This is a genomic window from Bradyrhizobium sp. SZCCT0153 (assembly GCF_018129995.1).
GTDB classification, from domain to species: Bacteria; Pseudomonadota; Alphaproteobacteria; order Rhizobiales; family Xanthobacteraceae; genus Bradyrhizobium; species Bradyrhizobium japonicum_G.
Window position 1 is genome coordinate 1,082,709 of the sequence record NZ_JAFCKS010000001.1, and the last position, 20,643, is coordinate 1,103,351.

General features: G+C 65.3%; 22 protein-coding genes and 1 other RNA gene. 10 read left to right on the top strand and 13 right to left on the bottom strand.

The window, feature by feature from the left end; all coding sequences use genetic code 11:
- Window positions 1-25: 25 nt before the first annotated feature.
- Window positions 26-880, bottom strand: coding sequence for a transporter substrate-binding domain-containing protein (locus JQ572_RS05305; protein WP_211381895.1), 855 nt, complete (start codon window positions 878-880; stop codon window positions 26-28).
- A gap of 182 nt (window positions 881-1,062) precedes the next feature.
- Between JQ572_RS05305 and ffs the strand changes: the two genes are divergently transcribed.
- From ffs to JQ572_RS05330, 5 genes are all read left to right on the top strand, one after another.
- An RNA gene (ffs, locus tag JQ572_RS05310) (signal recognition particle sRNA small type) lies at window positions 1,063-1,159 on the top strand.
- A 94-nt stretch (window positions 1,160-1,253) separates the two neighbouring features.
- Window positions 1,254-3,068, top strand: coding sequence for a DNA polymerase III subunit gamma/tau (locus JQ572_RS05315; RefSeq protein WP_211381896.1), 1,815 nt, complete (start codon window positions 1,254-1,256; stop codon window positions 3,066-3,068).
- 24 nt (window positions 3,069-3,092) lie between these two features.
- Window positions 3,093-3,413: a YbaB/EbfC family nucleoid-associated protein gene (locus JQ572_RS05320; RefSeq protein ID WP_211381897.1), complete on the top strand. Its 321-nt coding sequence runs from the start codon at window positions 3,093-3,095 to the stop codon at window positions 3,411-3,413.
- 1 nt (window position 3,414) lies between these two features.
- The gene (gene recR, locus JQ572_RS05325; protein WP_211381898.1) at window positions 3,415-4,017 is read left to right on the top strand and encodes a recombination mediator RecR; all 603 of its coding nucleotides are present in this window, start codon (window positions 3,415-3,417) and stop codon (window positions 4,015-4,017) included.
- 27 nt (window positions 4,018-4,044) lie between these two features.
- Entirely contained in the window at window positions 4,045-4,482 is a 438-nt protein-coding gene (locus JQ572_RS05330; RefSeq protein ID WP_211381899.1) for a hypothetical protein, read from the top strand.
- A 65-nt stretch (window positions 4,483-4,547) separates the two neighbouring features.
- Here the strand turns inward: JQ572_RS05330 and JQ572_RS05335 are convergent, their stop codons facing one another.
- Both JQ572_RS05335 and JQ572_RS05340 read right to left on the bottom strand, forming a co-directional pair.
- Entirely contained in the window at window positions 4,548-5,912 is a 1,365-nt protein-coding gene (locus JQ572_RS05335; protein WP_211381900.1) for an AmpG family muropeptide MFS transporter, read from the bottom strand.
- Between the two features lie 74 nt (window positions 5,913-5,986).
- The gene (locus JQ572_RS05340) at window positions 5,987-7,186 is read right to left on the bottom strand and encodes a DNA recombination protein RmuC (protein ID WP_211381901.1); all 1,200 of its coding nucleotides are present in this window, start codon (window positions 7,184-7,186) and stop codon (window positions 5,987-5,989) included.
- 171 nt (window positions 7,187-7,357) lie between these two features.
- Here JQ572_RS05340 and def point away from each other — a divergent pair, with 171 nt between their 5' ends.
- The 3 genes from def (at window position 7,358) to truA (ending at window position 9,760) form a co-directional block, all read left to right on the top strand.
- Entirely contained in the window at window positions 7,358-7,882 is a 525-nt protein-coding gene (gene def / locus JQ572_RS05345) for a peptide deformylase (protein WP_211381902.1), read from the top strand.
- A gap of 205 nt (window positions 7,883-8,087) precedes the next feature.
- Entirely contained in the window at window positions 8,088-9,023 is a 936-nt protein-coding gene (gene fmt, locus JQ572_RS05350) for a methionyl-tRNA formyltransferase (RefSeq protein WP_211381903.1), read from the top strand.
- Window positions 9,023-9,760, top strand: a complete 738-nt coding sequence (truA, locus tag JQ572_RS05355) for a tRNA pseudouridine(38-40) synthase TruA (protein WP_211381904.1) — start codon at window positions 9,023-9,025, stop codon at window positions 9,758-9,760. The genes fmt and truA overlap by 1 nt, the downstream gene beginning before the upstream one ends.
- 43 nt (window positions 9,761-9,803) lie before the next feature.
- Here the strand turns inward: truA and JQ572_RS05360 are convergent, their stop codons facing one another.
- From JQ572_RS05360 to JQ572_RS05375, 4 genes are all read right to left on the bottom strand, one after another.
- Window positions 9,804-10,865 carry an MBL fold metallo-hydrolase gene (locus JQ572_RS05360; RefSeq protein ID WP_211381905.1) on the bottom strand — a complete coding sequence of 354 codons (1,062 nt, stop codon included), beginning with the start codon at window positions 10,863-10,865 and terminating at the stop codon, window positions 9,804-9,806.
- A 182-nt stretch (window positions 10,866-11,047) separates the two neighbouring features.
- Window positions 11,048-13,201 (bottom strand): methyl-accepting chemotaxis protein, encoded by a 2,154-nt coding sequence (locus JQ572_RS05365; protein WP_211381906.1) that lies wholly within the window; start codon window positions 13,199-13,201, stop codon window positions 11,048-11,050.
- 165 nt (window positions 13,202-13,366) lie between these two features.
- Window positions 13,367-14,092, bottom strand: coding sequence for an outer membrane protein (locus tag JQ572_RS05370; protein WP_211381907.1), 726 nt, complete (start codon window positions 14,090-14,092; stop codon window positions 13,367-13,369).
- 223 nt (window positions 14,093-14,315) lie between these two features.
- Window positions 14,316-14,636 (bottom strand): hypothetical protein, encoded by a 321-nt coding sequence (locus JQ572_RS05375; protein ID WP_211381908.1) that lies wholly within the window; start codon window positions 14,634-14,636, stop codon window positions 14,316-14,318.
- A 122-nt stretch (window positions 14,637-14,758) separates the two neighbouring features.
- On the opposite strand from JQ572_RS05375, the gene JQ572_RS05380 reads away from it, so the two are divergent.
- A complete protein-coding gene (locus JQ572_RS05380) occupies window positions 14,759-15,100 on the top strand; it encodes a hypothetical protein (protein WP_211381909.1) in 342 nt (113 codons plus the stop codon).
- Between the two features lie 122 nt (window positions 15,101-15,222).
- Window positions 15,223-15,507 carry a hypothetical protein gene (locus JQ572_RS05385; RefSeq protein WP_211381910.1) on the top strand — a complete coding sequence of 95 codons (285 nt, stop codon included), beginning with the start codon at window positions 15,223-15,225 and terminating at the stop codon, window positions 15,505-15,507.
- 29 nt (window positions 15,508-15,536) lie between these two features.
- Here the strand turns inward: JQ572_RS05385 and JQ572_RS05390 are convergent, their stop codons facing one another.
- The 6 genes from JQ572_RS05390 to JQ572_RS05415 form a co-directional block, all read right to left on the bottom strand.
- Window positions 15,537-16,478 (bottom strand): AEC family transporter, encoded by a 942-nt coding sequence (locus JQ572_RS05390; protein ID WP_211381911.1) that lies wholly within the window; start codon window positions 16,476-16,478, stop codon window positions 15,537-15,539.
- 89 nt (window positions 16,479-16,567) lie between these two features.
- Window positions 16,568-16,777, bottom strand: a complete 210-nt coding sequence (locus JQ572_RS05395) for a hypothetical protein (RefSeq protein WP_211381912.1) — start codon at window positions 16,775-16,777, stop codon at window positions 16,568-16,570.
- Window positions 16,774-16,938 (bottom strand): hypothetical protein, encoded by a 165-nt coding sequence (locus JQ572_RS05400; protein ID WP_211381913.1) that lies wholly within the window; start codon window positions 16,936-16,938, stop codon window positions 16,774-16,776. Before JQ572_RS05400 ends, JQ572_RS05395 begins: the two co-directional genes overlap by 4 nt.
- Window positions 16,939-17,112: 174 nt before the next feature.
- Window positions 17,113-18,732: an ABC transporter ATP-binding protein gene (locus tag JQ572_RS05405; RefSeq protein WP_211381914.1), complete on the bottom strand. Its 1,620-nt coding sequence runs from the start codon at window positions 18,730-18,732 to the stop codon at window positions 17,113-17,115.
- A 2-nt stretch (window positions 18,733-18,734) separates the two neighbouring features.
- Window positions 18,735-19,574 (bottom strand): ABC transporter permease, encoded by an 840-nt coding sequence (locus JQ572_RS05410; RefSeq protein ID WP_211381915.1) that lies wholly within the window; start codon window positions 19,572-19,574, stop codon window positions 18,735-18,737.
- Window positions 19,571-20,542 (bottom strand): ABC transporter permease, encoded by a 972-nt coding sequence (locus JQ572_RS05415; protein ID WP_211381916.1) that lies wholly within the window; start codon window positions 20,540-20,542, stop codon window positions 19,571-19,573. Before JQ572_RS05415 ends, JQ572_RS05410 begins: the two co-directional genes overlap by 4 nt.
- Window positions 20,543-20,643: the final 101 nt, after the last annotated feature.

Consider the following 20,643-nt stretch of genomic DNA (forward strand, 5'->3'; position numbering starts at 1 on the left):
AACGAGCAAGCCCTGATCTCATCGCTTACAATGAAACGCCAGGCGGAATGTCCGCCTCGGTCACGCCCACCAGCTCCATGTTGGTGATGATCGCATTGCGAATGAAGCCGAGGCCCTTGTTGAAGTCGATCCAGGTATTGACGTAATCGCGCCAGGTCTTGTCGGTCTCGCGGCGGAAGCCGGCGTTCGACGTGGTGGCGAAGATCGGCGTCGGCAGCACGAACTGGCCGAGCGAGGGGTTCTTCTTCAGCACGGTCAGCGACAGCATGGTGATCAGGCACTGGGCGTCGACGCGCCCGGTCTGCAGAGCTGCGGTGGCGTCGTCCGCGGTCTTCAGCCGCGAGATCTGCGCCTTCGGCGTCAGGCGGCTGACGACCTGGTCGTGCGAGGAGCCCTGGTCGACGGCGATCTTGACGTCGGGCGAGTTCAGCTCGGCCCAGCTCTTCGGCTTGAAGTCCTTCTTGCAGAGGATGCCGAAGGCGTTGTTGAAGACCGGCACCGAGAAGTCGATCACCAGCGCGCGTTTCGGGGTCGGGTTCAGGCCGAAGAAGATGTCGATCTTGTTGGACTGCAGGTCCAGCACCGAATTGCCCCAAGTGGTCTCGGTGATCTCGAGCTCGGCCTCCATGTCGTCGGCGAGCCCCTTGGCGATGTCGATGTAGAAACCCTTCCACTGGCCGCTGGCGAGATCCTTCATGTAATAGGGCGCGCCGCCGCCGACGGCGCCGATCCGCATCTTCTTGGTGCGGCGGATGCGGGCGAAGGTCGATTCGTTGGGATCGGCCGCCTGGGCAACGGCAGGCGACGCCAGCGCGCCCGCGGTCACCGCGCCAATGGCGCCAAGCCCGACAATCGATGCAACATCACGACGTGTAACCATTGGGATCAATCGCTTTTCTGGTTGGATGGGGTTCCGGCTGCGTTCATACCAAGGCAGCCTTGGCAGCGAAAGCACAGCCTGTCGGCTGGGCAGATCATGAATTGCCCGGATGCTGGGCAGGCCCCGGCCATGCGGGCGATACCCGCTTGCTTTCCGGCCCTTTTGGCCCCAAATAGGCACCGGGAGATTGGCGGTGGACGAGCCACTCGCCAACCGGGTCAGGTCCGGAAGGAAGCAGCCCTAACGAGGTCCGGATCGGGTCGCTCGTCAGTCTCCTACCTGTTTCTCCGAGCGAATTGCGCCGGCGGGTTTCCCGCCAGCGCGCTCCTTTCCGCAAACGCCGGCCGAAAGACATTTCATTGCGGATCGACCGATGACCGACGCTGGCGCCCCTCCCAATCCCGATAGCGCCGGCCAGGCTGGAACGCCCTACCGGGTCCTGGCGCGCAAATACCGCCCTTCGAGCTTTGACGATCTGATCGGCCAGGAGGCCGTGGTCCGGACGGTCTCGAATGCATTCGAGACCGGCCGCATTCCGCAGGCCTGGATTCTCACCGGCGTCCGCGGCGTCGGCAAGACCACCACTGCGCGCATCCTGGCCCGTGCACTCAACTACGAGATGCCGGATGGTTCGGTGAAGGGCCCGACCATCCACATGCCGACGCTAGGGGTGCATTGCCAGGCAATCATGGAAAGCCGGCACATGGACGTGCTGGAGATGGACGCGGCCTCGCACACCGGTGTCGACGACGTCCGCCAGATCAATGACAGCGTGCGCTACGCGCCGGCCAGCGCCCGCTACAAGGTCTACATCATCGACGAAGTCCACATGCTGTCGACGGCGGCGTTCAACGCCTTCCTGAAGACGCTGGAGGAACCGCCGGAGCACGCCAAGTTCGTGTTCGCCACGACCGAGATCCGCAAGGTTCCGGTCACCGTGCTGTCGCGCTGCCAGCGCTTTGATCTCCGCCGTGTCGAGGCCGACGTGCTGATGAAGCACCTCGCCAGCATTGCCGCGAAGGAAAACGTCGAGATCGAACCCGAGGCGCTCGGCATCATCGCGCGTGCGGCTGAAGGGTCGGTGCGCGATTCGCTGTCGCTGCTCGACCAGGCGATTGCGCATGCGGCCGGCGCCGTGAAGGCCGATGCGGTCAGGCAGATGCTGGGGCTTGCCGACCGCACCCGCGTCATCGACCTCTTCGATTCGCTGGCGCGCGGCGACATCGCGAGCGCCTTCAAGGAGTTCCGCGACCAGTACGACGTCGGGGCCGATCCCATCGTCGTGCTTTCGGACCTCGCCGAATTCGTCAACTTCGTCACCCGCGTGAAGATCGTGCCTGCGACTGCCGACAACGTCGCCTATGGCGAGACCGAGCGCGTGCGTGCGCGGGATTTCGCGTCGAAGATCTCGATGCGCGTGCTGTCGCGGATGTGGCAGATGCTGCTCAAGGGCATCACCGAGGTGCAGGCCGCGACGCGCCCCGCCGCGGCTGCCGAGATGGTGCTGGTGCGCATCGCCTATGTCGCCGACCTGCCGACGCCGGACGAAGCGATCAGGATGCTGGAGCAGAACGATGGCGGCGCGTCGGTCGTAAGCGGCGGCAGCGCCGCGCGCAGCGCGCCCGCCGCGCCGGTGGCCTCTGCGCCGCCTGTTCGCATGCCGACATCGTCGCCGTCCTCGTTCGGCGGTGGCGCCCGCCCACAGATGGCCGCGCCCGCGGCCGACCCGCAGGCCGCGGCACCGGCGCTTCGCATTGCGAGCTTCACCCAGCTCGTCGCGCTCGCCGGGCAGAAGCGTGACCTCATGACCAAGGGCGCGCTCGAAGGCGACATGCGTCTCGTCCGTTTCGAGGAGGGCCGGCTGGAAGTCGCGCTCGAGCCCAACGCCTCCAAGACCATGATCTCCGAGCTCGCGCGAAAATTCGAGCTGTGGACCGGCCGCCGCTGGACTGTGATCGTCTCCAACGAGCAGGGCCAGCCGACGCTGCGCTCGGTGAACCAGGCTGCGAAGCAGGAACATGCGCGCACCGCCGAGGCCGATCCGCGCGTACGGGAGGTGCTGTCGCGTTTCCCCGGAGCCAAGGTCGTCGAGGTCCGAAAGCTTGCGCCCGAGACCCCGGAATCCAATATAAACGCCGACTATGGCAGCGACGATCCGCCGGACGGTTCCGACGGCGACGATCTCTAGAGCCAGTTTCGAGGACAATCACCCATGGCTGATTTTCTAGGCATGATGAAGCAGGCGGCGCAGCTGCAATCCAAGATGCAGGAGATGCAGGACCAGCTTGCCAACGTCGAGGTCGAGGGCATCTCCGGCGGCGGTCTCGTCGCAGTGCGCATGACCGCGAAGATGGACGTCAAAGGCGTCAAGATCGATCCCTCGCTGATGAAGCCGGAAGAGAGCGAGGTTCTGGAAGACCTGCTCGTTACCGCCCTTGGCGATGCGCGCCGGAAGGCCGAGACTGCGATGCAAGAGAAGATGCAGTCGCTGACCGGCGGGCTCGGCCTGCCGCCGGGGCTGTTCGGCCAGTAATATGGGCGCGGTTGCAGGTCCTGAAATCGAGCGGCTGGTCCAGCTCCTGGCACGGCTGCCTGGCCTCGGTCCGCGCTCTGCGCGGCGCGCGGCGCTGCATCTGATCAAGAAGCGCGAGGCGCTGATGATGCCGCTGTCCTCGGCCATGCAGGTCGCGCTGGACAAGGTTCAGGTCTGCAAGACCTGCGGCAACATCGACACGCAAAATCCCTGCACCGTCTGCACCGACCCGAAGCGCGATCCTGCAATCATCGTCGTCGTCGCCGACGTGGCCGATCTCTGGGCGCTGGAGCGGGCAAATGCGACTCAAGGGCGCTACCATGTGCTGGGCGCGACATTGTCGCCGCTCGACGGGGTCGGTCCGCAAGACCTCACCATCGACGCGCTGGTCGCGCGCGCACATGACGCGCAGGTGCATGAGGTCATTCTCGCCCTCAATGCCACCGTCGACGGCCAGACCACGGCGCATTACATCACCGACCTGCTTCAGGACGCCAACGTGAAGGTGACGCGGCTCGCCCATGGCGTGCCGGTCGGCGGCGAGCTTGATTATCTCGATGAAGGTACGCTATCGGCTGCGATGCGGCAGCGCACCCTGTTCTAGCCATCCAGCCTTGACGGAACGGACGACATGACGAAACTTTTCGCCACACGATTGGCTTTGGTCGCGATGATGACGATGCTGGTGACGCCGGCCGTCTCCGCGCAGCAGGGCGACGAGGCGCCGCCGCCGTCCAAGCCCGGCAAGCCGATCAACACCGGCGATGTGCTGTCGGGCGAGTTGAATGCGATGAAAGTGCGCGACGTCAAGAACGCCGGCAAGCGGATTGCGATGTACCAGATCACCTCCGAGCCACGCCGCCTTCCAGCGCCGAACGGGCTTTGCAATCTCGAGACCGGGCCCGAGACCTTCCAGCTCGTTCCCAGCGGTAACGCGCAGGCCGCGCAGCTGAAGACGTTCGCCGGCAAGGAGATCTCGGTCAAGGTCGACGAGGTCGCCTGCGCCAACGATCCCGGCCAGATGAGCGAGGCCGTGATCACGAAGTGGAGCCTGATCAAGAAGCAGTAGGAGCGCGCGCTCCGCTCTCTGGATTGCTTCGCTTCGCTCGCAATGACGAAGGTGGAAGCGTCGACCTACACCCGCACCGGCCCCAGCGCCTCGAAATGCCCGCGTTTCTGCAGCCAGGCGAGCAGCACCAGGCTCGGGATCGCCACCAGCACGCAGATCATGAAGAACAGCGGCCAGCCCGTCGTGTCCGCCACGAAGCCGGCGCCTGATGAAAGATAGGTCCGCCCGACCGCCGCAAGCGCGGTGAGCAGCGCGTATTGTGTCGCCGTGTGCAGCGGGTTCTGGCACAGCGCCGAAAGGTAGGCGACGAAGATCACGGTGCCGATGGCGCTGGTGAAATTTTCGCAGGTGATGGCGAAAGCGAGCGCCCATTGACTGGTGCCGACGAATGCGAGCCAGGAGAACGAGAGGTTGGCGAGCGCCTGCACCACGCCGCCGATCCAGAGGCTGGTCGAAAGCGAATAGCGCCGCGCAACGAAGCCGCCGGCAAAGCCGCCGATCAGTGTTGCGGCGAGGCCAACGCCCTTCACGATCGCCGCATAGTCGTTTCGGGAGAAGCCGAGGTCGATCACGAACGGCGCCGTCATGGTGCCGGAGAAGGCGTCGGTAAATTTGAACAGCACGACGAAGGCGAGCGCGGCGATTGCGTCCTTGCGCGTCAGGAATTCCGAGAAGGCGCCGGTCGCGGCGTGCAGCACGCGCACGAAGGCGGTCTCGGCCTTTGTCGCAGCTTCCGCCCGCACCGATTGCCCGGGCTCGGTTGCGACGAGCGCCGTGATCGTCCCGATCAGCACCATCGTCGCCATCACCACATAGCCCCACATCCAGGCCGACGTGCGGGCAATGCCGGTGCTCTCGAAGCCCGAGACGATAAACAGCGCGCCCGCGGTCGAGACCAGCATGCCGATGCGATAGGCCGCGACATATGATGCCATGCCGGCGGCCTGCTCGCTCTCCGGGAGGCTTTCGACGCGGAAGGCGTCGACCACGATGTCCTGCGTTGACGACATCGTCGCGACCAGCAGCGCGCCCAGCGCGACGTAGAACGGCGAGCTTGCGGGGTCGGTGAGCGCCAGCAGCAGGATCGCGATGATCAGCAGCAGTTGCGAGAACACCAGCCAGCCGCGCCGCCGCCCGAAAGCGCGGGTGAACAGCGGCACGTGCACCGCATCCACCAGCGGCGCCCACAGGAATTTCAGCGTGTAGGGCGTGCCGACCAGCGCAAATAGCCCGATGGTCTTGAGATCGACCCCGGCCTCCCGCATCCACACCAGGAGCGTCGATCCTGACAGCGCCAGCGGCAGCCCGGAGGAGAAGCCGAGGAACAGCACGATCAGCACCCGCGGTTGCAGGTAAACGGCAAGGCTGTCGCGCCAGGAGGTGGCGGGGGCGTCGGTGCCGGCGGGCGAGGTCGCGTCGGGTGCGGTCATGGGGTGGTGTTAGCAGATTCTGGGGGCGCTGCCTCTTTCCCTCGCCCCGTTCTTACGGGGGAGAGGGAAGTGCCTCACTCCCCCGCCTGGAGCTTCCTCGGGAACAGCTCCGGAGCACCTGTCGCCACCAGGTGCGGGCCTTCGGGCGCATCGGTCTTGCTGAAATCGAGCTCCTCGATTCTTCCTGCGCGCTTCTCGATCTTGTCGGCGGAGATCAGCACCTGGCGGACGTCCTCGTTGGCGTCGGCAAAGTGCTTCTGCAGTTTCAGCACGCGGTCGCGCAGGCGGCCGAGGTCGTCGCCGAGCTTGATCACTTCGGTGCGGATCTGGTCGGCCGCGTCGCGCATGCGCGCGTCCTTCATGATCTGCTGCATCACCTGGATCGCCAGCATCAGCAGCGAGGGCGACACCAGCACCACGCGGGCGCGGTAGGCCTTCTGGATCACGTCGTCGAAACCGTCGTGGATCTCGGCATAGACCGATTCCGACGGCACGAACATCAGCGCCATCTCCTGGGTCTCGCCGGTGACGAGGTATTTTTCCGCGATGTCGCTGACATGCTTCATCACGTCGCTGCGCAGCCGCTGCGCCGCGGTCCGCTTCTCCTCGTCGGTGCGGGCGTCGTGCAGCGCGGTCATCGCTTCCAGCGGGAATTTCGCATCGATGCAGAGCGGGCGCTGGTCGGGCAGGAACACAACGCAGTCGGGCCGCTTGCCGGTCGAAAGCGTGAACTGGAATTCGTAGGCACCCTTCGGCAGACCGTCCTGGACGATCGCCTCCATCCGCGCTTGTCCGAAGGCGCCGCGCGACTGCTTGTTGGCGAGCACATCGCGCAAGGTCGTCACCTGGGTGGTGAGGTCGGTGAGGTTCTTGTGGGCGCTGTCGATGATGCCGAGCCGCTCGTGCAGCGCGCGCAGGCTCTCCATGGTGTTGCGGGTAGAGTGCTCCATGGACTGGCCGACGCGGTGGGTCACCGAATCCAGCCGCTCGTTGACCGCGCGCGCCATCTCGGCCTGGCGGCCGGCCAGCGCCTGGGTCATGGCATCGACCCGGCCCGAGGACTCGCTCTGGGCGTGCAGCATCTGGCTGATGCGCTCCTCGAGCTCGTCGGCCCGGATGGCATTCGCCATCGCGAGTTCCGCGCCGCGCCGCCCTGACCTCGCGATCACGACCGCAATCATCACCAGCAGGATGAGGACCAGGACGCCGAAGCCGATCAGCGCATCGATGGTGCGCACCGGCCAGTCGCCGAGCATGAAAATGGTCTCGTTCATGCCTGTCCTTCTAGCCGATTCGCCTGGCGACACGAACGAATAGCGAACATTTATGGTTAACTACCCCCTAATTTTCGTGGTTAACGAAACCTGAAGTTTTATGGTTAGCGGATCGTTAACGGAGTTCCCGGCCGGATTGACCGCATCCGGTGCGCAGCTTAAATCGCGGCCATGGCCCTCAGAGAAATCATCATCCTGCCCGACAAGCAGCTGCGTCTGGTCTCCAAGCCGATCGAGAAGGTCACGCCGGAGATCCGCAAGCTTGCCGACGACATGTTCGAAACCATGTACGACGCGCCCGGCATCGGCCTGGCGGCGATCCAGATCGCGCGGCCGCTGCGGCTCATCACCATGGATCTGGCCAAGCCGGACCAGGACGGCGAGACCAAGCCGGAGCCGCGAGTCTTCATCAATCCCGAGATCATCGCCTCCTCCGAGGATCTGTCGGTCTACGAGGAAGGCTGCCTGTCGATCCCCGAATATTACGAGGAGGTCGAGCGGCCTGCCAAGGTGCGCGTGCGCTTCACCGATCTCGACGGCAAGGTGCACGAAGAGGACGCCGAAGGCCTCTACGCCACCTGCATCCAGCACGAGATCGACCATCTCAACGGCGTCCTGTTCGTCGACTATCTGTCGAAGCTCAAGCGCGACCGCGTGATCAAGAAGTTCGAGAAGGCCGCCAAGCGGGCGGAGTGAGCGATTAGTAGCCAGGCACTCCACTCTGCTCCCTCCCCCCTTGCGGGGGAGGGCAGGGGAGGGGGGTAGACCAGCAAAAGGTGCTCCCGATCTGCGGAGTGCAAACAACAAGGCGCCCGCGCTCAAACCGAGAGAGCGCGTCGTGTGGCACCCCCCTCCCTAGCCCTCCCCCGCAAGGGGGGAGGGAACGTATCGAGTTCTTGTCATGCCCCTCCGTCTGATCTTCATGGGCACGCCCGATTTCTCCGTGCCGACGCTGCTCGAGCTCGTCGCGCATGGTCACGAGATTGCGGCGGTATATACGCGCGCGCCGAAGCCGGGCGGACGGCGCGGCCTGCAATTGCAGCCGACCCCCGTCGAGGAAGCCGCGCGAAAACTCGGCGTTCCCGTGCTGACGCCGAAGACGTTGAAGACGCCCGAAGCGCTGGAACAGTTCCGCGCCTTTGACGCCGACGCGGCCGTCGTCGTCGCCTACGGCATGATCCTGCCGCAGGTCATCCTCGATGCGCCAAAGCTCGGCTGCTACAATCTGCACGCCTCGCTGCTGCCGCGCTGGCGTGGCGCAGCTCCCATCAACCGCGCGATCATGGCGGGCGATGCCGAGAGCGGTGTCATGGTGATGAAGATGGATGTCGGCCTCGACACCGGCGACGTCGCCATGGCCGAACGGCTGGCGATCACCGACACCATGACCGCGGCCGATTTGCACGACCGTCTGTCCCGGCTTGGCGCCGATCTGATGGTGCGCGCGATGGCTGCGCTCGCCCGCGGCGGACTTCAGCTCCGGAAGCAGAGCGAGGACGGCGTGACCTATGCTGCCAAGATCGACAAGGCCGAGGCGCGGATCGACTGGACGAAGCCGGCGCGCGAGGTGCTGCGCCACATCCACGGCCTGTCGCCGTTCCCCGGCGCCTGGGCCGAGCTGGCCGGGCTGAGCGAAAATGTGCGCGTAAAAATCCTGCGGTGTGAACTCGCGAAGGGTTTTGGCGCGCCGGGAGCGGTGCTCGACGACCAACTGACGATCGCCTGCGGCGAGGGCGCCATACGCGTCCTCGAGCTCCAGCGCGAAGGCAAGGCGCGCATGCAGGCCGTGGACTTCTTGCGCGGTGTGCCTCTGAAGCCGCCGATGCGGCTGGCTTGATGCCCCGCTACAAGCTCACCATCGAATATGACGGCGCGCCGTTTTTCGGCTGGCAGGTGCAGGAGACGCTGCCGTCGGTGCAAGGCGCGCTGGAGGCCGCCGTGAAGGCGATGACCGGCGCGGATCTGCGCGTCCACGGTGCGGGCCGCACCGATGCCGGCGTGCATGCGCGCGGCCAGGTTGCCCATGTCGACATCGAGAAGCAGTTTCCGCCGGGCCGTTTTCGCGACGGGCTGAACGCGCATCTGCGGCCGCATCCGATCGCGGTGCTAGAGGCCGAGATCGTGCCTGATACATTCGAGGCCCGCTTCTCGGCGGTGAAGCGCCACTACCGCTACCGCATCGTTAACACCCGCGCCAATCTCGCGCTCGATATCGGCCACGCCTGGCGCGTGCCGCGCCGGCTCGACGCCGACGCGATGCACGCAGCGGCACAACACCTGCTTGGCAAGCACGATTTCACGACGTTCCGCGACACCGAGTGTCAGGCGAAGTCGCCGGAGAAGACGCTCGACCAGCTCGACGTGATGCGCGACGGCCGCGAGGTCACCGTCGTCACCTCGGCGCGCTCTTTCCTGCACAGCCAGGTGCGCTCGATGGTCGGCTCGCTGATGTGGGTCGGCGAAGGCCGCTGGACCGCGGACGATCTCTCGGCCGCGCTTGCCGCCCGCAACCGCGCCGCCTGCGGCATCGTCGCCCCTCCGGAGGGGCTGTATCTGATGAAGGTGGACTACTGACGCCTGGTCCCTCCCTGCAGGGAGGGAGAAACGAAGCCAGAGCTCAAGTCGTCCTGAACTGGAGCACGCCGTCCTTGGTTTCGGCCGTCAACCGGCCTTCGACGATCATGTAGTTGACGTGGGCGACGAGCTCGCCGGCGGCAAAACCCATCTGGTGCTCGTCCAGCACGTGCTTGTTGAATACGACTGGCACCAGGGCCCGCGAGGTCTGCGGCACCTCGCGGCAGGCTTCCGCGATCAGGCGGCAACGCTCCTCGTGGTGATCGGCGAGCTGCTTGATGCGGGTCTTCAGTCCGTAGAACGGCACGCCGTGGCCCGGCAGCACCAGCACGTCATAGGGCAGCGTCGTGGTGAGGCTGGCGAGCGAGGCCAGATATTCGCCGAGCGAGTTCTGGTCGGGCTCGACCGCCCACACGCTGACGTTCGGCGAGATCTTGCTCAGCACCTGGTCTGCCGAGAGGAACAGCTTGTCGTCGGCGCAATACAGCATCACCTGGTCGAGCGCGTGACCGCCGCCGGTGATCACCTTGAAGCGGCGCGTGCCAATCACGACGTCGTCGCCATGCGAGATGCGGCGATAGGACGGCGGCAGCACCGAGACGCGCTTGAGATAGTCCTGGCCCCGGCCGAGCAGTTTTTCGGTGAGCGACTCGTCCATGCCGTGGCGGCGGAAGAACAACCGCTGCGCCTCCTGCCGTTCCTCGGTGCCGCGGTTCTGGTGATAGACCGATTGCAGATATTCGACCTGCGACATCACCAGCGGGCAGCTGAACCGCTCGACGATCCACCCCGCCAGCCCAACATGATCGGGATGGGAATGGGTCACGATCAGGCGCGTGATGTTGACGCCCTTCAGCGGTCCGTCGAACAGCCTGGTCCAGGCCTCGATTGTCTCTTCATTGCCGAAGCCGGTATCGACGATGGCATAGCCGTCGCCGTCGGCGAGCAGGTAGATGTTCACATGGTTGAGGCGGAACGGCAGCTTCAGCCGCGCCCACAACACGCCCGGCTTCACCTCGACGACCTGCTCCGGGCCGGGATGTTGTTCCCAGGGGTAGCGCAGGGCCTCGGCGAAGGACTGCACAATGTCGCTCTTTGAGTTCATGCTACCGACTTAAACCCACTGGCTGCGGCGCGCCAGCCGAAAAAGGACGCGAGCTGGCCGCCGCATGGCGGTCATGCCGGACGGGTTTTTCCGCAGCCCGGATGGAGCGCAGCGCAACCCGGGCCTTTCTCGCTTGCGGCACTATCTCGGACTGCGCTCCGTCCGGGCCATGGGACGGCTGCTTACGCGGCCCGCATATTGTTGAGGAACGCGTCGATCTCTCCGCGCAGCATGTCGGCTTCGCGGCGGAGCGCGTCGGAGGCGCCAAGCACTTCGCTCGCCGCTGCGCCGGCTTCCGCCGAGGCGGTGGAGACGCCGACGATGTTGCTGGAAACCTCGCTGGTGCCGCCGGCCGCATGCTGGATGTTGCGGGCGATCTCGCGGGTCGCCGCGCCCTGTTCCTCGACCGCGGCCGCGATCGTGGTGGTGACGTTGTTGATCTCGCCGATGATCCGGCCGATGCCCTGGATGGCACCGACTGCCGAGGTGGTGACCTGCTGCATGCTGGCGATCTGGGCGCGGATTTCCTCCGTTGCCTTGGCGGTCTGGCTCGCCAGGCTCTTCACCTCGGAGGCGACCACCGCGAAGCCACGGCCGGCCTCGCCCGCGCGCGCCGCCTCGATGGTGGCGTTGAGCGCCAGCAGATTGGTCTGCGAGGCGATGGTCTGGATCAGGTCGACCACGACGCTGATGCGGCTGGCGCTGTCAGCGAGGCTCTGCACCGTGGCGTCGGTGGCGCCTGCCTCGTCGACCGCCTTTCTGGCGATCGCGGACGAGGTGACGACCTGCTTGCTGATCTCCTCGATCGAGGACGAGAGCTGCTCGGTGCCGGACGACACGGTCTGCACGTTGACCGACGTTTCCTCCGCGGCGGAAGCGACCGCGTTCACCAGCGCATTGGACTGGTCGGCGGTGTTCGACATGCTCTGTGCGGTCGTCTGCATCGAGTTGGCCGACTGCGCGAGATTGTCCAGCGCGGAGCGCACCGTGCCTTCGAATTCGGCGATCTTCGCCTCCATGCGTGCGGCACGCTCGGCCTTGGCGACGCGGTCCTTGTCCTGCTCGCTCGCGAGCGCGCGGGCCTCGATCATGCTGTCGCGGAACACGGTCAGCGTGTCGGTCATCGCGCCGATCTCGTCATTGTGCCTGGCGCGCGCGATCTCGGTGTCGAGATCGCCGGCCGAGAGTGACTGCATGGCGCGCTGCAGGCCGGTGATCCGGCGCAGGATGTTTCGTCCGACATAGAGCCAGACGAACAGGGCCGAGCCGACCAGCATGAGTGCGCCGAGGGCCAGCATCGCGGTCGTCGCCAGCGAGATCTCCTGCCGCGCCTGGAAGGTCGAAGCGTTGGTCTCCTTCTGCACGCCGTCGACGAGCTGCTGCACGCTGATGCCGAGGCCGACATTGAGCTTGCGGGTCTCGTCCAGGATGGTCTGGCCGTAGTCGATGGCGTCGAGCTCCTTCTGGCGGATCTTGAACACGCCCGTCTTGCCCTCGCCGAATCCGAACAGCTTTTGCACGGCGTCGCGCACCGCCTGCATCGAGGTCATGTTCGGCAGGTCCTCGAGGTTCGACTTGACGCGGTCGCGCGTCGCCTTGAACTCCTTCTCGATCGCCTCCAGCGTGTCGCTGTTGTTTGCCGAAAGCGCCGCCATCATGTCGGCGGCCATCAGATTGCCGTTGGTGGAGATCGTCGCGACCTGAGCGACGGTGCGGGCGGCCTCGGTGGCGTCATCGGCGGAAACTTCGGCTGCGCCGAGGATCGCGTTCAGGCGCGTCTGTGCGTCCAGCATCGCAGGACCGGCCGCGCCGACGAAGGTGAGCTGTGCCTTACGCAGCGCTTCATATTGCTTGTCATGCTGCGCGCCGGTATCGAGCCGCTCGCGCGCGGCCGACACCAGGCTCTGGGTCGCTTCGTCGATGCTCTTTGCGGTGTCGCGCAGCGCGGTCGCGATCTGCTTGTCGGCGCCGAGCTCGATGATCTCGCCGAGCTTGGCCATGGCGAGCTGCTGGATATTCTTTACGCTCTTGGTGCGCTCGTTCAGCGCCTCGTCCGAGGGCGATGCCAGCAGGCCCGGCCCCTGCGCCGCGAGCGTTGCGCTTTGCGATGCGAGTTGAAGGCTCGCGGAGAGGCGCGGAATGTCGCGCCCGCTCAGATCCATCATGGTGCTGCCGAGATGGTTGAACACGAAGCCGGCGCCGGCCGCGATCACGAGGCCCATGCCTGCGATCACCGCGAAGGCCGTGAACAGGCTGCCGCGCACGCCCCATTTCGGCATCTTGAAGCGAGGCCGGAAGCGGCTCACGAAACGGCCAGCACTGATACGGATCGCCATCGAAATTCCCCCACGCTCATGCTTCTGTTCTGTGGCCGGCAGTATCGGCAGCGCCGGTTAAAAAATCGCAATTGGGGCAATTGCTTGGGTTCGTTCCGCACAGCGAAAAAAGAAGGGCCGGCAAACGCTGCCGGCCCCTCATCACGATAAGGTCTTGATAACCGTTCAGTAGCGCGCGGCGACCGGGCCGGCCCAATTGAAGCGGTAGTTGACGCCCGCCTTGATGGTGTGGTCGTCGGTGGTGAAGTTGCCGGTGCCCGCCAGCGGGCCTGCGGTGAAGTGCGCGTCGCCGAAATTATAGTACTGGTACTCGGCCTTGGCCGACCAGTTCGGGGCGAACATGTACTCGAGGCCGGCACCGACGGTGTAACCGTTGCGGTGATCGCCATCGATGATGAAGCCGGTCGGCACGCCGCCGACCGTCACCTTCTCGTTGTTGTCCGAATAGGCGTAGCCGCCCTTCACGTAGAGCAGGCCAGGACCCCAGGTGTAGCCGACCCGGCCGGTGATCGAGCCGAGGCCGCGCTGGTCGTTGGTGTAGGCGACGCCGCCCGGAAACACCGCGCCGACGCTGCCGGAGAGCCAGGAATACTGGCCTTCGACGCCGACCACGAAGTTCGGGTTGAACTGCCAGTCCGCACCGGCCTGCAGGCCGCCGAGGAAACGGCCATTGCCGTTGTTGCCGGTGGAGAGGCCGCTGAAATTGTTGTCGCTGGAGAACGCGCCACCGACATGCGCACCGAGGTAGAAACCGGTCCAGTTGTAGATCGGCGCGGCATAAGCCGGCGCGGGCGCCTTGTAGTAATTGCGGTTACCGAGATCGGCGCCGACGGCCGGCGCGGCAGCGCCCACCACGAGCAGCGCAACGGTCGCAAACAGAATCTTCTTCATAGTCCAAACTCCAACACTTAGGTCCCCGGCAGGCGCGCTTTCCGCGCCGTCGTTGGTTTTGCAGATAGCTCGCTTTTGACGAAAATGCTGTCACATGCATGGCACAGCGACAGCCAACCTAACTTATTGGGCTGTAAATGATTTTTGTGCTTAATGTCGGCTTAAGAAATGCTGAAGGAAGGCTTAACTTCGTGCCCCGCAGGTAACTTGTGCGCGCCTCTTGTTAACCAAGGCGCCGACGCGCCTCATCGCGCATCTGTTCGCGAAAAGCCGCGCGCTTTGCGGGCCGGTCTTCCTCGCGTACGTCGTGACGATCGAAGATGTCGAACTTCTCCAGGATCGGATAGCGCTCGCTCGCCATCGCGAGCACGCGCAGCACCTTGGTCGCCGACGGCGTCGGGCCGCTCACCTCCCACCGCCTGATGGTGTCGGCGCCGCCCTTCTCCGGCAATCCGCACAGCCTGGCCATGTCGACCGCGGTGAGCTTGCGCTCGAGGGCGTCGGAGAGGTCGGCGCGGAGTTGCTTCAGTTCGGGGCCGGTCATGCTGCTTGCGTCCAGGGAAGTCACTGAAGGCAATGCACTAGCGCTGATTCGGGTCGATCCGAAGACAGGCGTGATCATGATAGTGTGTCCCCGCCGGTCGAGCGTCAGCGAGGGGAAATGGCATGCCTGTTTTCAAGCTGCCCCTGTCGGGGGATGTCGTCCAGTCGATCTATCCATCGTTTTTCAGTCCTGCCGGCGGCCAGTTCGGCCTCGTCAACATCACGGTCGGGCAATCCTCGGCGCCCGATGTCGAGAAGGACGTGCTGTCGGACGTCGCCGGCTACGGCAAGCAGATCGGGCAAATCGCCGATGCGCTGCTGGCCGTGATCGAGCACCTGGAGGCGAGGCCAGATCAAGCGCTCGCTGACGACAAGGCGATCGCCGCATTCAAGGAACTCATGCATTCGGTCGCGACCGTGAAGGAGCGGCATGGCCGCCATGCCTGCCGGCCGAAGTGGCGGTAAACGCGGTGCGACCATGCTCCGGCACATTTGCGTTCGCACGGAGTTATGATCCTGTGCCCATGGAAATTGCCCGAGGAATGAGCACATGGCACGGGGGGCCGCTAGCAACCGAGGGATCAACCATGACAAGCCTCAAATTCGCCATTGCCGCGCTCATGACGGCCGGGCTGCTCGCCGCGCCGTTTGCGGCTGAAGCGAAGAAGGCCCGATCGAGCCGACATCACAGCACGAGCGTCGTGGCTCCGACCTATCGCGGCGCCGGCGCGCCGGCGGTGCAGCCGGGGGCGTCCTACGGGGCGTCCGGACAGACGGTCGGCACGGTCACAGCGCCGTCGGTCGGAACGTACAATTGGCCGTCGGTCGGCGTGACCAATTCGGTCCCGACCTGGAGCAACACCACGAGATAGAGAACACCTCTGGTGCGAGCCGATGCCGGTCAGCGCGGGCCGGTCGCGAGACCGGAGAGCAAATAGAGCGCGACCAGCAATGTCGCGACCGACAGCATCGTCGTGACCGAGACCGTAGCCGCAACCAGTTTCTCCTCGACCTTGTGCTCGTGTGCGAGCACGTAGACGGTCTTGGCCGTAGGCACCGCCGCGCACACGACCGCGGCGACCGTGTAGAGAGGGCTGAGGGCCAGGACCACACAGAGGCCGTAGACGATCGTTGGCATGATCACCAGTTTCACCGCCGCGAGCGCGAACGATGCCTTCAGGCTCGACCGCAGGTCCTCCAGGGACAGGCCTAGTCCGATCGCAAACAGCGCGCAGGGCGTGAGCGCCGCGGCAATCATGTTCAGGTAGGCCGCGACCGGTGCCGGAATCGGCAAGCCCGTGATCGCCCAGGCGAGACCAATCAGCGTCGACAGGACCATCGGATTGAGCAGGATCTGCTTCACCAGTCCGGCGGAGGACGCGGATGTCCCCCGCGCATCGCGCCTTTCCATCAGGATGACTGTGATCGGAAACATCACTGCCGCCACGAACACCGTCGCGACCGCGGCAGGCAGGACCGCAGGCTGGCCGTAGATCGCATGCAGGATCGGCAGTGCGACGAACCCTGTATTGGTCATCGCCGCCGCCATGCCATGGATGGTGCTGCTGGCGAGATCGTGGTTGCCGCCGGCGCGGACGGTCACGAAGACGAGCGCGAAGCAGATCAGGGAGCCGCCGCCGAAGGCGAGCAGGAAACGCCATTCCAGCAGATGGCGTGCCGGCTCCTGCGCGATCGTGACGATCAGCAGCGCCGGCATCGCCACGTTGTAGGCAAAATGCACCAGGGCATCGGCAAGCGAGCGGGAGAGATAGCCGAGCTCGCCGGCGAGCCACCCGGTGACGATGATCGCGAACACGGGAAGAACGAGGCTGGCGACCTCCATCCGGCATCCCCCTTAGCCAGTCAGCTCGATGCCATCCTAGCTGGGAGATGCGCCGTCGTCACGGTTCAACCGGATCGCAGCCTATGACTTCAGGCGCCCCTGCGGGCCTGTTGGCCGATCACGCAGCGCCATCCGGCGAGGCGCTCGGCCGGATGCTGGTTCATCCATTCGGCGAGCTGCGGCGCACCCATCAGGCACGATTGCATCGAAACGTCGGCGAAGTCGGACGTGGTGACGGTTAGCTCATGACAGTTCGCCGGAGAGGCGAGGTTGCAGAGCACGGCGATGATCTTGATCACGCGAGGTTGCCTCCGTCGCCGCGACGCGCGGTAGCTCCGCCCGACTGCTCGCTCGCCGGATCAGCAGGCGGGAAGATGCTGTCGTAGATCGCGCGCGCTTCTCGAATGAGGCGCTCTCGCTCGCGCTCCGATTTCGAGACAAACCGAATGACTTCGCCCATATTCGCTCCAAACGTTGAACGGCATCATTAGATGATGAATGTCATGCCAAGCATGTAGGATGCCGCTCGCGGCTTTGAAGCCGGAGCAGCGCTGTTGAAGCAATAACAAGCGCGTGACCGCCCCGTTCCTGTGGAAAATCGGCCGAATATCGGTGCCCGGTAGAACCGGTTACCTCACGCTGCCGGCGCCCGTTCCTTCCGCCCGGGCACGGCCGCCAGCAATTCGCGGGTGTAGGGGTGCTCCGGAGATGCGAACAGCTGTGCGGTCGGCTTCAGCTCGACGATGGCGCCGCGCTGCATCACCGCGATGCGGTCGCAGATCTGGGCGGCGACACGCAGATCGTGGGTGATGAAGAGCATCGAGAGTCCGAGGCGCGCCTTGAGGTCTTCGAGCAGTTTCAGCACTTGCGCCTGCACGGATACGTCGAGCGCGGAGACGGCTTCGTCCGCGACGATGATCTCGGGCTCGAGTGCAAGTGCGCGCGCAATGCCGATACGCTGGCGCTGGCCGCCGGAGAATTCATGCGGATAGCGCTCGAGCGCGCCCGCGTCCAGGCCGACCATCTTCAGGAGATCGCGTGCGCGGTCGAACGCCACCTTCTGACCGGTGCCGGCGGCGATCGGGCCGTCGGCAATGATGTGGCCAACCTTGCGGCGCGGATTGAGCGAGGCAAACGGGTCCTGAAAGATCATCTGGATACGATGGCGCTCCGCACGCAGCGCCTTGCCCGAGAGCGAGGTAAGATCGGTCTCGCCGATCCGCACCGTGCCGCGATCGCCCTCGATCAGCCGCATCACCAGGCGCGCTACCGACGATTTGCCCGAGCCGGATTCGCCGACGAGGCCAAGCGTCTCGCCCTTGAGGATGTTGAAGTTGACCTGGCGCGCCGCATCGACGCGGCGGTCCTCGCGAAACCAGCCGCCCGAGGTGACGTAGGTCTTGTCCAGCCCGATCACCTCGACGGCCCTGGCTTGATCGTCGAGCGGCTGGCGTGCCGGCGGATCCATCGTCGGCACGGCGGCGAGCAACGCCTTGGTGTAGTCGTGCTGCGGCTCGTTGAAGACGGTCGCGGCGGGGCCTTCTTCCACGACCTTGCCATGCCTGAGCACCACGACTTGGTCGGCGATGTCGGCGACCACGCCGAAATCATGGGTGATGAACATCACCGCCATGTTGCGGTTGCGCTGGAGGTTGCGGATCAATTTGAGGATCTGCGCCTGCGTGGTGACGTCGAGCGCGGTCGTCGGCTCGTCCGCGACCAGCACCGCCGGTTCGAGCGCCAGCGCCATGGCGATCATGGCGCGCTGGCGCTGGCCGCCGGAGAGCTGATGCGGATAGGCGCGCACGATGCGCTCGGGGTCGGGAAGGCCGACCTCGCGCGCCAGCGAGAGCGCTCTTGCGCGCCGCTCCGTCGGCGTCAGCAGGCCGTGGGCCTCGAACATCTCCGCCATCTGGTCGCCGATCCGCATCAGGGGATTGAGCGCGGTCATCGGCTCCTGAAAGATCATGGCGAGCCTGCGGCCCCGCAGATCGCGCCAGCCGTCGTCATTGAGCTTGAGCAGGTCGCGGCCTTCGAACTGGATCTCGCCGGAGGCGACGTCGACCGTGTCCGGCAGGAGACCCATCAGCGCATGCGCACACATGGATTTGCCGGAGCCGGATTCGCCGACGACGCAGACGATCTTGCCGGGCCGCAAATCGAGCGAGATGCCGTCGACGGCGAAGTCTCGCTCGGCGCCCTTGGGCAGCGCGATGCGCAGGTTCTTGATGGAGACGGCGGGCGGGGCGGTCATCGTCAGCGTCCCTCCCGCGACAGGCGCGGGTTGAGCGCGTCGTTGAGGCCTTCGCCGATCAAATTGAGGCCGAGCACCGAGATCAGGATGGCGATGCCCGGAAACACCGTGATCCACCAGGCCTGGCGGATTACGGTGCGGCCGGCACCGACCATGTAGCCCCAGGAGATCAGATTGGGATCGCCGAGGCCGAGGAACGACAGCGAGGATTCCAGCAGGATCGCGGTCGCCACCATCAGCGACGCCAGCACGATTACCGGCGACAGCGCGTTGGGCAGGATCTCGCGCAGGATGATCCAGGCGTTGCTCTGGCCGGTGACCACGGCGGCCTGGACGTATTCGCGCGTGCGCAGCGACAGCACCTCGCCGCGCACGAGGCGGGCAACCGGCGGCCAGCTCACCACGGCGATCGAGGCCACGATCGAATAGATCGAGGGCTGCAGGATGGCGACCAGCACGATCGCGAGCGCGAAACTCGGAATGGTCTGGAAAAACTCGGTGAAGCGCATCAGGGCGTCGTCGACCTTGCCGCCGAAATAGCCGGCCATGGCGCCGATCGGCACGCCCACGACCAGCGCCACCAGGGTGGAGACCAGGCCCACCAGCAGTGAAACGCGTGCGCCAAAGATCATGCCGGCGAACACGTCGCGGCCGAGCGCATCGGTACCGAGCGGTACGGTCGAGAGCGTGAACGGCGGCAGGAACGGCCGCTGCACCATGCGCCAGGGCGAGTTCGGGAACAGCATCGGTCCGAACACCGCGACTCCGATCGCGAGCAGCAGGATGACGAGCCCGATGACGCCGCTCGGGCTCTTCAGCATCGATTTCCAGAACTGTTTCATGAGGTGAATTCGATGCGCGGGTCGACCAGGCGATAGACCAGGTCGGTGATGAGGTTGAAGGTCAGGACCATGGCGGAGCAGATCACGAACACACCGAGCAGCAGATTGTAGTCCCGCTGCAGCAGTGCGTCGTACATCAGGCGTCCGATGCCGGGCCAGGCGAACACGGTCTCCGTAATGACGGCGCCGCCGATCAGCGTGCCGGAATGGACGCCGGCGAGCGTCACGACCGGCAGCAGCGCGTTGCGCAGCACATGGCGGCGCTGGATCACGGCATCGGAAAGGCCCTTCGCGCGCGCGGTCTTGACGAAGTCGAGCCGTTTCACCTCCAGCATCGAGGCTCGCGTCATGCGGGTGTAGGTCGCCATGAAGAACAGGCCGAGCGTCATCGCCGGCATGATCAGATGTTTGGCGACGTCGACCACATGGCCAAGGCCGGAGAAATTGGCGCCGACCGTCTCGTAGCCGAAGCTGGGCAGCCAATCCATGGTGACCGAGAACAGCAGGATGCCCATCAGCGCCACCCAGAAGATAGGCATGGCGTAGAAGACCAGCGCGAAGATCGTGATCGCGGTGTCGAGCCAGGTCCCGGCAAAGCGCGCCGCGAAGGTGCCGAACAGGATGCCGAGCACCAGCGAGATCGCGAAGGCCGTCAGCGTGAGCAGGAGCGTCGCCGGCAACCGCTCCAGGATCAGCTTCGACACCGGCGCCTGCTGGCGGAAGGAGAAGCCGAGGTCGAGTGTCACGATGCCCTTGACGTAGATGAAGAGCTGCTCGGGTACAGGCTTGTCGAGGCCGAACTTCTCCCTGAGCTGCTGGACGAAGATCTGGTCGCTGGCCCCGGCCTCGCCCGCCATCACGACGGCGGGGTCGCCGGGCGCAAGCCGGATCAGGAAGAAATTGAGAACGACGATCGCGAGCAGGACGATCACGCCCTTCACGACACGCTGAGCGACGAAGGAGAGCATAATTAGATGGCGATCAGATCAGGTTGAACGCAGCCGCAATCGCGGTGCGCTCCCTCCCCCGCTGGCGGGAGAGGGCAGGGGAGAGGGTATTTCCGCAGAGA